Origin of the sequence: Bacillus cereus group sp. BfR-BA-01349 (assembly GCF_022663795.1) — a bacterium.
In the GTDB taxonomy this organism is placed as follows: Bacteria; Bacillota; Bacilli; order Bacillales; family Bacillaceae_G; genus Bacillus_A; species Bacillus_A cereus.
Map to the genome: position 1 here is coordinate 16974 of NZ_JAKUGE010000042.1, position 13599 is coordinate 30572.

Below are 13599 nucleotides of genomic sequence, written 5' to 3' on the forward strand. Positions count from 1 at the left end.
TCTTGAAATATATGATGATTTAGGATAATATCTTTAATGGATAAATAGGTTGCGATGGAGGGTCTATATGTCAAACAGATTTGCAGTGATTCTAGCTGCAGGTAAAGGCACACGTATGAAGTCAAAGCTATACAAAGTGCTGCATCCTGTATGTGGAAAACCTATGGTACAACACGTAGTCGATCAAGTATCTCAATTAGGATTGCAGAAACTTGTAACGGTTGTTGGACATGGTGCTGAAATGGTACAAGAACAGCTAGGGAACGTAAGTGAGTTTGCATTACAAGCAGAACAACTTGGTACAGCACATGCTGTAGATCAAGCTGCAAATGTACTTGCAAATGAAGAAGGAACAACTTTAGTTATTTGTGGTGATACGCCTCTAATAACTGCTGAAACAATGGAAGCATTACTTCAGCAACATAAAGAAGCAGGAGCAATGGCGACGGTGCTAACAGCATACATAGAAGAGCCTGCTGGATATGGCCGTATTGTTCGTAATGAGAATGGTCATGTTGAAAAGATTGTTGAGCATAAAGATGCAAATGAGAAAGAATTAGCTATTAAAGAAATCAATACAGGTACGTATTGTTTTGATAATAAGGCTTTATTTGCTTCACTTTCTAAAGTTTCAAATGATAACGTGCAAGGTGAATATTACCTTCCAGATGTTATTGAGATTTTAAAAAATGAAGGTCATATCGTATCAGCTTATCAAACAGAGCAGTTCGATGAAACGTTAGGTGTTAACGACAGAGTCGCTCTATCGCAAGCGGAAATTATTATGAAAAACCGTATCAATCGAAAGAACATGGTAAATGGTGTTACAATTATTGATCCAAGTAACACTTATATTTCTGCTGATGCAATTATCGGTAGCGATACAGTTCTTCATCCAGGAACAATTATTGAGGGGAACACTGTAATTGGTTCTGATTGTGAAATTGGACCGCATACAGTAATTCGCGATAGTGAAATTGGAGATCGTACGACAATTCGACAATCTACTGTACATGATAGTAAGCTTGGTACAGAAGTATCGGTTGGTCCATTTGCACATATTCGCCCAGATTCAGTTATTGGAGACGAAGTACGCGTTGGAAACTTCGTGGAAATCAAAAAAACTGTCTTTGGTAATAGAAGTAAAGCTTCACACTTGAGTTATATCGGGGATGCACAAGTTGGAGAAGACGTGAATCTTGGTTGTGGTTCAATTACGGTGAACTATGACGGTAAGAATAAATTCAAAACTGTGATTGGTAATGGGGTATTTATTGGATGTAATTCAAACCTTGTTGCTCCAGTAACAGTTGAAGATGGTGCTTATGTGGCGGCAGGCTCTACAATTACAGAGAATGTTCCATCAAAAGCATTATCGGTAGCACGTGCACGTCAAGTTAACAAAGAAGACTATGTTGATCAATTGCTGAATAAGAAAAAATCATAATAATGTGGAGGGTTAATCTAGATGTCGACTCAATATCTAAATTCTAATTTGAAAGTATTCTCTTTAAACTCTAATAAGGAACTTGCTGAGCAGATTGCAAAGCATATTGGAGTAGGACTAGGAAAATGTTCTGTTGATCGTTTTAGTGATGGAGAAGTTCAAATTAACATTGAAGAAAGTATCCGTGGTTGCGATGTATTCATTATTCAATCTACAAGCTTCCCAGTAAACGAACATATCATGGAATTACTTATTATGATCGATGCATTAAAACGTGCATCTGCGAAAACAATTAATATTGTTATTCCTTACTATGGTTATGCGCGTCAAGACCGTAAAGCGCGTTCTCGTGAACCAATTACATCGAAACTTGTAGCAAACTTGCTTGAAACAGCAGGTGCAACTCGTGTAATCACTCTAGATTTACATGCTCCACAAATTCAAGGGTTCTTTGATATCCCAATCGACCACTTAATGGGTGTACCGATTCTTTCTGATTACTTTGAAACAAAAGGTCTTAAAGATATCGTAATCGTGTCTCCTGATCATGGTGGTGTAACTCGTGCGAGAAAAATGGCAGATCGTCTAAAAGCGCCAATCGCTATTATTGATAAGCGTCGTCCTCGCCCGAACGTTTCAGAGGTAATGAACATTATCGGTAATATTGAAGGCAAAACAGCGATTTTAATTGATGACATCATTGATACAGCTGGTACAATTACATTAGCAGCAAACGCTCTTGTTGAGAACGGTGCTTCTGAAGTATATGCTTGCTGTACACACCCAGTATTATCTGGTCCAGCAATTGAGCGTATTCAAAATTCAAATATTAAAGAGTTAGTTGTAACGAACTCTATCGTATTACCGGAAGAGAAGAAAATCGACAAAGTACATGAACTTTCAGTTGCTCCATTAATCGGAGAAGCAATCATTCGTGTATACGAAGAAGAATCTGTGAGTGTATTATTCAATTAATTGGATAGAATGAGACGTAACCAAAATTGGTTACGTCTTTTCGTATCGAAAAAAGAAAGTAGTGGTACAAGAATGAAATTGATAGTAGGACTTGGGAACCCAGGTAGAGAATATGAATTAACAAGGCATAATATTGGATTTATGGCCATTGATGAACTTGCGAAGCGTTGGAACATTTCTTTGAATGAACAAAAATTTAAAGGTGTATTTGGTGCAGGGTTTGTTAATGGAGAAAAGGTAATCTTATTAAAGCCGCTAACATACATGAATTTATCTGGGGAAAGTATTCGTCCACTCATGGATTATTATAAAATTGATGTTGAGGACTTCGTTGTTATGTACGACGATTTAGACATTCCTGTAGGTAAATTGCGTCTTCGCATGAAAGGTAGTGCTGGTGGACATAATGGTGTAAAGTCAACGATTTCGCACCTAGGAACACAAGAATTTCAACGTATCCGTATGGGAATTGATCGCCCGAAAAATGGAATGAAGGTAGTCGATTATGTATTAGGACGCTTTACATCTGAAGAGATTCCGGATGTTAACCATTCTATTGAAAAAGCAGCGGATGCATGTGAAGAGTGGCTAAATAAGCCTTTTCTTCAAATCATGAATACTTTCAATAGTTAAAAATAAGATTGGGAATATTTCTCTTTTGTTTTACCCATACTAGTAGTAATTGAATTTTTAGGAGGCTAGTATGGAAGGGTATTATTATTGCAGACACTGCGGAGGTAATGTAGGCTCCATTAACGCAGAAAAAGTATATAGCGACGTTTTATTTCAACTAACGGAGCAAGAAGTAGTAGAAATGATTCATTTTCATGAGAATGGAAATATATATATAAAAACGATTTGTGAATCGTGTCAAGAAACGCTCGCATCTTATCCTGAGTATTATGAGTATGAAAAATTTCTGCAATAAAATGTTGTCGCTTTGGCATGTCCAAAGCATTTTTCTGTTTTCCTTTTCCAAAATATTTGCATAAAATAGAATGACTTGCTCTTTATGTTGAGAGGAGTTTTAAAAATGATAGGTTTATTAGAGCAATTTTATAAAAATGAAGAGATACAATCGGTTATTAATGGGTTAAAAGAACAACTTATATCAGGGATGGCAACGTCTTCTCGTTCATTATTAATGGCGGCTTTATATAAAAAAACAAAAAAATCACAATTAATCGTGACACATAACTTATACCAAGCACAAAAAGTACATGAAGATTTAGTGGCGTTACTTGGTGAAAAAGATGTGTGGTTATATCCAGTGAATGAACTGATAGCATCGGAAATTGGAGTTGCAAGTCCAGAATTGAAGGCGCAACGTATAGAAGTGTTAAATCGCTTGGCTGCGGGAGAGAATGGAATCATTGTAGCGCCAGTGGCAGGATTGCGTAGATTTTTACCAATAAAAGAATTGTGGAAGCAAAAGCAAGTTGAAATCAATCTAGGGCAAGAGATTGATTTAGATGCGCTCTTGCATACTTTACATCATATTGGCTATGAACGTAAGTCGATGGTAGAAGCTCCAGGGGAGTTCAGTTTGCGTGGGGGAATATTAGATATATATCCTTTAACTGAAGAACTACCATTTCGTATTGAATTCTTTGATACAGAAGTCGATTCTATTCGATTATTTGATGTGGATGAACAGCGTTCTCAAGGTAAAAAAGAAAGCGTTAGGTTTGGTCCGGCAACAGAGTTTTTATTTTCACAGGAAGAATTAAAATCAGGAATTCAGCATCTTGAAGAAGGCTTGACTAAGACGATGCAAAAACTTTCTGATGATAAACTAAAGACTAAAGTGCTTGAGACGGTAAGTCATGAAATTGAGATGTTGAAAAACGGGCAAAGTATAGAACAGATGTTTAAATACTTATCTATTTTCTATAAAGAACCTGCTAGTCTGATAGATTATTTACCAGAAGATGGTGTTGTAATTTTAGATGAGATTTCCCGTATTCAAGAAACAGCATCACATCTTGAAACAGAAGAGGCGGAATGGTATATATCACTTCTTGGTGAAGGAACAATTATTCAAGATTTATCTTTCTCTCACCCATTCGAGGGGTTTCTTCATCATAAAAAAAGAAGTTTTGTATATTTAACGTTATTCTTGCGTCATATCGCACACACACATCCGCAAAATATTGTTAATGTAACATGTAAAACAATGCAAGATTTCCATGGACAGATGAATTTGTTAAAAACAGAAATTGATAGATGGAATGAAGGGCATTTTACGACTGTTGTACTCGGAACAGATGATGAACGTGTGAAAAAATTACAACATATTTTAAGTGATTATGATATTGAGGCAGATATTGTAGAAGGTACAGATATTTTATTGCCTGGAAGATTACAAATTGCTGTAGGTGATTTACATGCAGGATTTGAAATGCCGATGCAAAAGCTTGTTGTCATTACTGAAAAGGAGCTTTTTCATAAGAAAGTTAAAAAATCACAACGTAAACAAAAGTTATCGAATGCTGAACGTATTAAAAGTTATTCGGAATTAAAAGTTGGAGATTATGTAGTTCATGTAAATCATGGTATAGGTAAATTTTTAGGTATTGAGACATTAGAGATTAATGGTGTTCATAAAGATTATTTAAATATTAAATATCAAGGTAATGATAAGCTATACGTTCCAATTGAACAAATTGATCAAGTTCAAAAATATGTAGGATCTGAAGGTAAGGATCCGAAAGTTTACAAATTAGGTGGGAATGATTGGAAAAAGGTTAAAACGAAAGTTGAAAAATCTGTACAAGACATTGCGGATGACCTAATTAAACTATATGCTGAGCGCGAAGCTTCAAAAGGCTATGCATATACGCCAGATACGGCAGAACAACAAGAGTTCGAATCATCTTTCCCGTATCAAGAGACAGAGGATCAGTTACGTTCTATTGACGAGATTAAAAAAGATATGGAACGCGGACGCCCGATGGATAGGCTCCTTTGTGGTGACGTAGGGTATGGAAAGACTGAAGTGGCTATTCGTGCGGCATTTAAAGCAATTATGGATGAAAAACAAGTTGCAATTTTAGTACCGACAACGATTCTTGCGCAGCAACACTATGAAACAATTCGAGAGCGTTTTCAAGATTATCCGATCAATATAGGCTTATTAAGTAGATTCCGTACGAGAAAACAACAAAATGAAACAATTAAGGGCTTAAAGGATGGAACAGTAGATATTGTAATCGGAACACATCGTATTTTATCTAAAGATGTTACGTATAAAGATTTAGGGCTTCTTATTATTGATGAAGAACAAAGATTTGGTGTGACACATAAAGAAAAAATTAAACAATTGAAGGCGAATGTTGACGTATTAACATTAACGGCAACTCCGATTCCGCGGACGCTTCATATGTCTATGCTTGGTGTGCGCGACTTATCTGTTATTGAGACACCACCAGAAAATCGTTTCCCAGTCCAAACGTATGTAGTCGAGTATAATCCAGCGTTAATGCGAGAGGCGATAGAGCGAGAGCTTGCAAGAGGTGGTCAAGTTTACTTCCTATATAATCGTGTAGAGGATATTGAAAGAAAAGCAGATGAAATTTCGATGTTAGTTCCAGATGCCCGCGTAACGTACGCACATGGGAAAATGAACGAAAGCGAATTAGAGTCTGTTATGCTATCATTTTTAGAAGGACAGCATGATGTTCTTGTAAGTACAACAATTATTGAGACGGGTGTAGATATCCCGAATGTAAATACGTTAATTGTATTTGATGCAGATCGTATGGGATTATCACAGTTGTATCAGCTTCGTGGGCGTGTTGGACGTTCTAATCGTGTTGCATATGCATACTTTGCATATAAACGTGACAAAGTGCTGTCAGAGGTTGCAGAGAAGCGTCTACAAGCAATTAAAGAGTTCACGGAACTTGGATCTGGTTTCAAAATTGCGATGAGAGATTTATCTATTCGTGGAGCAGGTAATTTGTTAGGGGCAGAACAGCATGGATTTATTGATTCTGTCGGATTTGATCTATATTCTCAAATGTTAAAAGATGCAATTGAACAGCGTAGAGGAACAGATGGGGCTGAAAATATAGTTAATGTTGAAATTGACTTAGAGGTAGATGCATACTTACCAGATGCTTATATTTCAGATAGTAAGCAAAAAATTATGATGTATAAACAATTTAGAGGTGTTTCTGCAATTGAGGATATTGAAGAATTGCAGGAAGAAATGATCGATAGATTTGGCGATTATCCACAAGAAGTTGGTTATTTATTACAAATTGCAAATATTAAAGTGTTGGCAATGAAAGAAAAAATTGAATTAATTAAGCAGAATAAATTTGAAGTAACATTCCTGTTTTCTGAACAAGCAAGTCAAAATATTGATGGTGGAAAATTATTCATGCTCGGAAATAGTTTTGGACGTATGATCGGTTTAGGAATGGAAGGATCACAATTGAAAATTGTTATGAAAACAAATGGCTTAGAGACATCGAAGTGGTTAACGATTGCTGAAAATTTATTAAAAGGCTTGCCAGATGTAAAAAAAGAAGTAATAAATGCCTAAAATAAGATAAAAAAATACAATTCGACGTGCATAGAAGAACTAATGTGTAAAATACTATATCTAACAGTTGGTGATTTTTACATGAACAGGTAAATTCACCACTTTGATCATCAGTAGAAAGTGAGGCAGCATTAGAATGAAAGCAACTGGAATCGTACGTCGAATTGATGATTTAGGCAGGGTCGTAATCCCGAAGGAAATTCGTAGAACTTTACGTATTCGAGAAGGAGACCCACTAGAAATATTTGTTGATCGCGATGGAGAGGTAATTTTAAAGAAGTATTCTCCAATTAGTGAGCTAGGTGATTTTGCAAAAGAATATGCTGATGCTTTATATGACAGCTTAGGACATAATGTGCTTGTGTGTGATCGAGATTCTATCATCGCAGTATCAGGCGTATCGAAAAAAGAATACTTAAATAAAAGTGTTGGCGATTTAATTGAAAAAACGATGGAAGAACGAAAGTCTGTTATTATGACGGATGAAAGTGATATTTCCATTATTGATGGTGTAACAGAAAAGGTTCATTCTTATACAGTTGGACCGATTGTTGCAAACGGAGATCCGATTGGAGCCGTCATTATTTTTTCAAAAGAAGCTATTATAAGCGAGATCGAGCATAAAGCGGTTAATACTGCTGCCAGTTTCTTAGCGAAACAAATGGAACAGTAAGGGTATATTGATTTTAGAAGTAGCAATCTTTCCTAATTATGATCTTTCTTTTTGAGAAATCAATTATTTGGAGATATATGTATATTGAATGAAGGTAGCACTTTGCTACCTTTTTTCGTTGAATATTTTTAACGTGTAGGAACTCATTATTACCCGTGTTGGGAAGGGAGTTTGTTCTTTTCTTTATGATATAATACGAGAGGTGAGAATAGAAAAAGGAGTTTTCTTGTATGGAAGCGAAGAAGTATCAAGCCTTTTGGCGTGGGGCTATTATATTAACGATTGCAAGTTTCGTTACAAAAGTATTAAGCGCTTTTTACCGTATTCCATATCAAAATATAGCGGGGGATATTGGGTTTTATATTTACCAACAAATTTACCCGTTTTATGGATTTTGTTTAATTTTAGCTACTTATGGATTTCCTGTTATCATTTCGAAAATGGTTGCAGAACGACTAGAGCGGGGAAAACAAAAAGAAGCAGAAGAAATTATTTGTGTATCTTTTTGGTTCTTATTAGGAATTGGTTTTATAGGCTTCTTTACATTGTTTTTTGGGGCCGAAACAATTGCGGTAGCTATGGGCGATATACACTTAGATAAATTACTACGTGTTATTTCATTTTTATTCTTATTGATGCCATTTTTGTCTGTAGCAAGAGGGTATTTTCAAGGATTCAACAATATGATGCCAACGGCTGTTTCGCAAGTAATAGAACAAACAATTCGAGTTTCTATTATTGTATTTTTATCGCTATTCCTAATTGCTCACGGATTTGATTTATATACAGTTGGTGCAGGGGCTATGTTAGGCTCAATTGCGGGTGGACTTATTGGGATTATTGTACTTATATTGTATATGCGTCAAGATTTTCGTTCTATATTCTTCAAAAGTGCAGCGAGAATTAAGGGTAAAAGGAAGATAGTTAAAATCCTTTTTTGGCAGGGGTTAGCGATTTGTGTTAGTAATTTAGTGCTTATTTTTATACAGATGGCTGATTCAGTGTCCTTTTACAGCTTACTTATTGGTGCGGGAGAACAGGCTGAAAATGCAAAGGTATTAAAGGGTGTTTATGATAGAAGTATTCCGCTAATGCAATTAGGTACTGTTGTGACGACTTCTTTCTCGTTGTCACTTATTCCGATTATTACAGCGGCGAAGGAAAGAGGAGATCTTTCCTTTATTCAAGAAAAGGTAAAGTTAGCAGTGAAAATAACATGTGTTATTGGACTTGCAGCAGCTATTGGACTAACTTGTATTATTCAACCTACGAATATTATGTTGTTTGAAAACAGTGATGGATCAGATGTTTTATCTATTTTATCGTTATCTATTTTATTTAGTTCATTGTCAATTACGACAGCTTCTATTTTACAAGGATTGGGGCAAACGTTTAAGCCAGCATTATTTGTTGTATTTGGAGGTTGCTTAAAGTTAGCGTTAAATTATATATTCATGCCTTATTTTGGTGTGAAAGGTGCAGCCTTTGCGACTTTATGTGCGTTAATTATAATCTCTGGACTAAATACTTTGTTGCTTACGAGAGCTGTATCAGGGTCACTTATCAATAAGCGAAATATGTTAGGGATAGTAATTAGTGGTATCTGTATGGGATTTGTATTAATGATGTTCACACGTGTGTTACAGATGTCTGGATTAGTAATTGATACGGAACATAGAGGAAGCGCGACACTTGAAGCGTTGTTAGGTGTAGCCATTGGCGGATTGACATATATGTTTTTTATTTTGAAATTACGTGTATTTACAAAAAAAGAATTAGGAACCGTTATGAAACAAGAGAAAAAAGAAGGTTCATTGAAGAAGAGTGGATAGAGGTGACTGGTTGTGAGTGGAATCATTACTGTTTTAGGTTTAGGAGCTGGTGAATTAGATCAGCTAACGATGGGTGTATATCGAAAAATAAAAGAAGCAGACCATCTGTTTGTTAGAACGAAAGAACATCCAGTTATAGAAGAATTGGAGAAAGAAGGCGTACAATATACGTCTTTTGATGCTGTATATGAAGCACATGATACGTTTGAAATTGTATATGAAACAATTGCGAATAAATTGCTAGAACAAGCTGAAGGTACAGAAATTATCTATGCTGTTCCCGGGCATCCACTTGTAGCAGAAAGAACAGTTCAGCTACTGTTGGAAAAAGGAGAGGTTTCAAATGTTGAAGTGCGAATTGAGGGTGGACAAAGTTTCCTTGATCCTATGTTTGCAAGTCTAAAGATTGATCCGATTGAAGGATTCCAATTACTTGATGCTACATCATTTGAAAGAGGGCAATTAGAACTGCGTCAACATTTAATCTTTTGCCAAGTATATGATGCATTCGTTGCATCTGATGTGAAATTAACATTAATGGAGATGTTACCAGATGATTATGAAGTGTATATCGTAACAGCTGCAGGAACTTCATTTGAACAAGTAAAGAAGGTACCGTTGTACATGTTAGATCATGAAACGGAATTGAATAATTTAACGAGTGTGTACGTGCCGCCAGTTCAGGCGCGTGCGTCCTTGTATCAACAGTTTGATGTTCTTAGAGAAATTATTGCGGAACTTCGTGGTCCAAATGGTTGTCCGTGGGATAAAAAGCAAACACATCAATCATTAAAGAAATATTTAATTGAGGAAGCTTATGAAGTGTTGGAAGCAATCGATGAAGAGGATGATGATCACTTAGTAGAAGAATTAGGTGATATATTATTACAAGTTATGCTTCATGCTCAAATCGGAGAAGATGAAGGTTGGTTCTCTATAGATGATATCATTCGAACTCTATCTGAGAAAATGGTTCGTCGCCATCCGCATGTGTTTGGAAATACGGATGTAAACAACGCTGATGAAGTGATTGCAAATTGGGAAGAAATTAAAAAACAAGAAAAAGGATTCGTGAAAGAATCTGTTTTAAATGGCGTTCCCAAAAGTTTGCCGCAGTTACTACGCGCCTATGAAATCCAGAAGAAAGCTGGTAAGGTTGGATTTGATTGGGTTGATGTGCAACCGATGATAGAAAAAGCTTTGGAAGAATGGCAAGAGTTCCAACAAGAGGTTACAAATATGGATGAGAAAAAGATGCTAGGTGAGTTTGGTGATTTACTATTTGCATTTGTTAATATAGCTCGTCATTACAAAATAGATCCAGAAGAGGCGTTACGTTCAACTAATGAGAAATTTACTGGTCGTTTTTTATACATGGAGGCAAAAGTAGCTGAAATGAATAAAGAGATGAAAGATTTATCATTAGAACAGTTAGATGTTTTATGGGAAGAAGCGAAACAAACAGAGTGTTAATAGGGGGATTTGATATGCGTCTAGATAAGTTTTTAAAAGTATCACGTTTAATTAAAAGAAGAACATTAGCGAAAGAAGTAGCTGATCAAGGAAGAATATCTATTAATGGTCAAGTGGCAAAAGCGAGTTCTGATGTGAAAGTAGCTGATGAATTAACAATTCGTTTTGGTCAAAAAATAGTGACTGTGAAAATAAATGAATTAAAAGAAACAACTAAAAAAGAAGATGCAGCAAATATGTATAGCTTAGTTCGTGAAGAAAAAGTAAAAGCGGAAGAAGGCTTGTTCTAAAATCATTTATCCCCTCATACATTACTATTAGCTAGTAAAAACCTATGGGGGGATTTACGTGAATAATGGTTACTCACCTACGTCTTCTAATCAACAAAATGTTTCTGTAGAGCATGACATTATTATGCGTGGCAGGCGTATAATTGATATTACCGGTGTGAAGCAGGTAGAGAGTTTTGATAGCGAAGAGTTTTTACTAGAGACCGTAATGGGTTTTTTAACAATTCGTGGTCAAAATTTACAAATGAAAAATTTAGATGTGGAAAAAGGTATTGTGTCGATTAAAGGGAAAGTTAATGAGATGCTGTATATTGATGAAAATCAAGGGGAAAAAACTAAAGGTTTCTTTAGTAAGTTGTTTAAATGAGCTTAACAATTCAGTTGTATACAATGCTTTCAATGATTGGAATGGGTGCTTGGATTGGAGCGTCTTTAGATACATATCAACGTTTTTTAAAGCGCCAAGAACGTAAACGTTGGCTTGTATTTATACATGATATATTATTTTGGATTGTCCAAGCATTATCCGTCTTTTATGTATTGCTTCTCGTAAATGAAGCTGAGCTACGTATATATGTGTTTTTGGCATTATTATGTGGTTTTGCGGCATATCAAAGCTTACTGAAGGCACTATACATGAAGCTGTTAAATTTTCTCATCTATATTTTTATACAAACAACATATTTTTTTGTTCGAATTATACAGCTACTCATGATAAAACCTGTTATTATTATAGCGCAGCTATTTATTGCATTTATATTATTCTTATTTCGTATACTGCTTTCAATTGGACATGTGTTATGGAAAATGGTGATTTGGATATTACTTTTCATATGGAAAGTTTTTTTCTGGCCTGTTCGATTTATTGCTTCGCTCATATGGAAACTTCTCCCTAATCGTGTTAAACTTTTTATAGTGAAACATATAGGGTTCCTGCAATATATAGCAAAATTGAAGGGACATATCTTCCAACTATGGGAGCATATAAAAAAGAAGTTAGGGGGACCTCGGAAATGAGGGGACTGAGACAAAGAACAATCGAAAAACAGAGTCCAAATCCTGTTAAAGAGCATATAATACAAACGGATGAGAACAGGAAGCGACTTTATCGCCGTTTAGCGGTTTTTCTTGTCTTTACTTTTACAATTATTGCGAGTATTAGTGTAACGTTTTATCAACAAAACAGTTCCATTAAAGCAAAAGAAGCAAAAGTTAAGGACATGAAAAAAGAACTGGATTCATTAACGAATAAAGAAAAAAGTCTAAAAGACGAAGTTCAAAAGTTAAATGATGAAGAGTACGTATTAAAGATTGCTAGAAGGGATTATTTCTTCTCTGGTAAAGGGGAGATAATTTTTCCTGTTTCTAAGTAGAGTATGTCTTATTGACACTATATTTTAGGATTATATATAATAAAGTAAAATTTGACTTTTTAACCACTAAGGAGGAGCATTTTTTTTATGTCAATCGAGGTAGGCAGCAAGTTACAGGGTAAAGTAACAGGTATTACAAATTTTGGGGCTTTTGTGGAGCTGCCAGAGGGCTTAACGGGTCTTGTTCATATTAGTGAAGTTGCTGATAACTATGTAAAAGATATTAACGATCACTTAAAAGTGGGCGACCAAGTAGAAGTAAAAGTTATTAATGTTGAAAAAGATGGAAAGATTGGTTTATCTATCAAAAAAGCGAAAGAACGTGAAAAAACAGAAGGAGATCGTCCACGCGGTGAATACCAACGCGGTGGTGATCAACAACGTTCTGGACGTCCACAACGTAATAATCGCTCTTTCAACAGAGATAATCGCGGTGGCGGTAACGACCGAGCTCCGAAAGAAACATTTGAGCAAAAGATGGCACGCTTCTTAAAAGATAGCGAAGATCGTTTAACTTCTTTAAAGCGTAACACAGAGTCTAAACGTGGTGGCCGTGGCGCGCGTCGCGGATAATAAGGACGTTTAGTTTTTAACATATAGAGAGGTACCCAGAGTGATGGCTCAGGGTGCTTTTTTATATGTTAAAAATATTTTTAAAAAAGTTTTTGAGATGTGTTGACTTTAATTAGTATCTGATGTAAGATACTAATTGTCCGTTAAATAAGACGACATGGCGGTGTAGCTCAGCTGGCTAGAGCGTACGGTTCATACCCGTGAGGTCGGGGGTTCGATCCCCTCCGCCGCTATATTTAATTTAACGGCCCGTTGGTCAAGTGGTTAAGACACCGCCCTTTCACGGCGGTAACACGGGTTCGAATCCCGTACGGGTCATCTAAAAAGATCATGCAAATTTGCATGATCTTTTTTTGTTAAATAAATTAAGATATACAACACTTCTACAAAATCACCCTATATTTTCCGAAT

13 protein-coding genes and 2 tRNA genes are annotated in these 13599 nt (G+C 35.8%); all 15 read left to right on the forward strand.

Annotation, left to right across the window (positions count from 1 at the left end; translation table 11 throughout):
• Nucleotides 1–67 precede the first annotated feature (67 nt).
• The 15 genes from glmU to MR169_RS20630 all read left to right on the forward strand — a co-directional run bounded on the left by glmU (nt 68) and on the right by MR169_RS20630 (nt 13506).
• Nucleotides 68–1447: a bifunctional UDP-N-acetylglucosamine diphosphorylase/glucosamine-1-phosphate N-acetyltransferase GlmU gene (gene glmU / locus MR169_RS20560; RefSeq protein WP_000071033.1), complete on the forward strand. Its 1380-nt coding sequence runs from the start codon at nt 68–70 to the stop codon at nt 1445–1447.
• A gap of 21 nt (nt 1448–1468) precedes the next feature.
• A complete protein-coding gene (locus MR169_RS20565; RefSeq protein ID WP_000107420.1) occupies nt 1469–2422 on the forward strand; it encodes a ribose-phosphate diphosphokinase in 954 nt (317 codons plus the stop codon).
• Between the two features lie 72 nt (nt 2423–2494).
• Entirely contained in the window at nt 2495–3055 is a 561-nt protein-coding gene (gene pth, locus MR169_RS20570; RefSeq protein ID WP_000767702.1) for an aminoacyl-tRNA hydrolase, read from the forward strand.
• Nucleotides 3056–3125: 70 nt separating this feature from the next.
• A complete protein-coding gene (locus tag MR169_RS20575; RefSeq protein ID WP_000399438.1) occupies nt 3126–3350 on the forward strand; it encodes an anti-sigma-F factor Fin family protein in 225 nt (74 codons plus the stop codon).
• Between the two features lie 105 nt (nt 3351–3455).
• Nucleotides 3456–6974 (forward strand): transcription-repair coupling factor, encoded by a 3519-nt coding sequence (mfd, locus tag MR169_RS20580; RefSeq protein WP_242319950.1) that lies wholly within the window; start codon nt 3456–3458, stop codon nt 6972–6974.
• Nucleotides 6975–7110: 136 nt separating this feature from the next.
• Nucleotides 7111–7647 (forward strand): stage V sporulation protein T, encoded by a 537-nt coding sequence (spoVT, locus tag MR169_RS20585; RefSeq protein WP_000648302.1) that lies wholly within the window; start codon nt 7111–7113, stop codon nt 7645–7647.
• Nucleotides 7648–7877: 230 nt separating this feature from the next.
• On the forward strand, nt 7878–9479 hold the full coding sequence (locus MR169_RS20590) for a putative polysaccharide biosynthesis protein (protein WP_242319951.1): 1602 nt from the start codon (nt 7878–7880) through the stop codon (nt 9477–9479).
• A 12-nt stretch (nt 9480–9491) separates the two neighbouring features.
• Nucleotides 9492–10952, forward strand: a complete 1461-nt coding sequence (gene yabN, locus MR169_RS20595) for a bifunctional methyltransferase/pyrophosphohydrolase YabN (protein WP_242319952.1) — start codon at nt 9492–9494, stop codon at nt 10950–10952.
• Between the two features lie 14 nt (nt 10953–10966).
• Nucleotides 10967–11242, forward strand: a complete 276-nt coding sequence (locus MR169_RS20600; protein WP_001234876.1) for an RNA-binding S4 domain-containing protein — start codon at nt 10967–10969, stop codon at nt 11240–11242.
• Between the two features lie 58 nt (nt 11243–11300).
• A complete protein-coding gene (yabP, locus tag MR169_RS20605; RefSeq protein ID WP_001059104.1) occupies nt 11301–11609 on the forward strand; it encodes a sporulation protein YabP in 309 nt (102 codons plus the stop codon).
• Entirely contained in the window at nt 11606–12259 is a 654-nt protein-coding gene (gene yabQ, locus MR169_RS20610) for a spore cortex biosynthesis protein YabQ (RefSeq protein WP_242319953.1), read from the forward strand. Before yabP ends, yabQ begins: the two co-directional genes overlap by 4 nt.
• A complete protein-coding gene (gene divIC, locus MR169_RS20615) occupies nt 12256–12615 on the forward strand; it encodes a cell division protein DivIC (RefSeq protein ID WP_242319954.1) in 360 nt (119 codons plus the stop codon). Before yabQ ends, divIC begins: the two co-directional genes overlap by 4 nt.
• Before the next feature lie 87 nt (nt 12616–12702).
• Nucleotides 12703–13188, forward strand: coding sequence for a S1 domain-containing RNA-binding protein (locus MR169_RS20620; RefSeq protein WP_000021451.1), 486 nt, complete (start codon nt 12703–12705; stop codon nt 13186–13188).
• Nucleotides 13189–13347: 159 nt separating this feature from the next.
• Nucleotides 13348–13421 (forward strand) — tRNA-Met (locus tag MR169_RS20625).
• A 13-nt stretch (nt 13422–13434) separates the two neighbouring features.
• A tRNA-Glu gene (locus MR169_RS20630) sits at nt 13435–13506 on the forward strand.
• Nucleotides 13507–13599 lie beyond the last annotated feature (93 nt).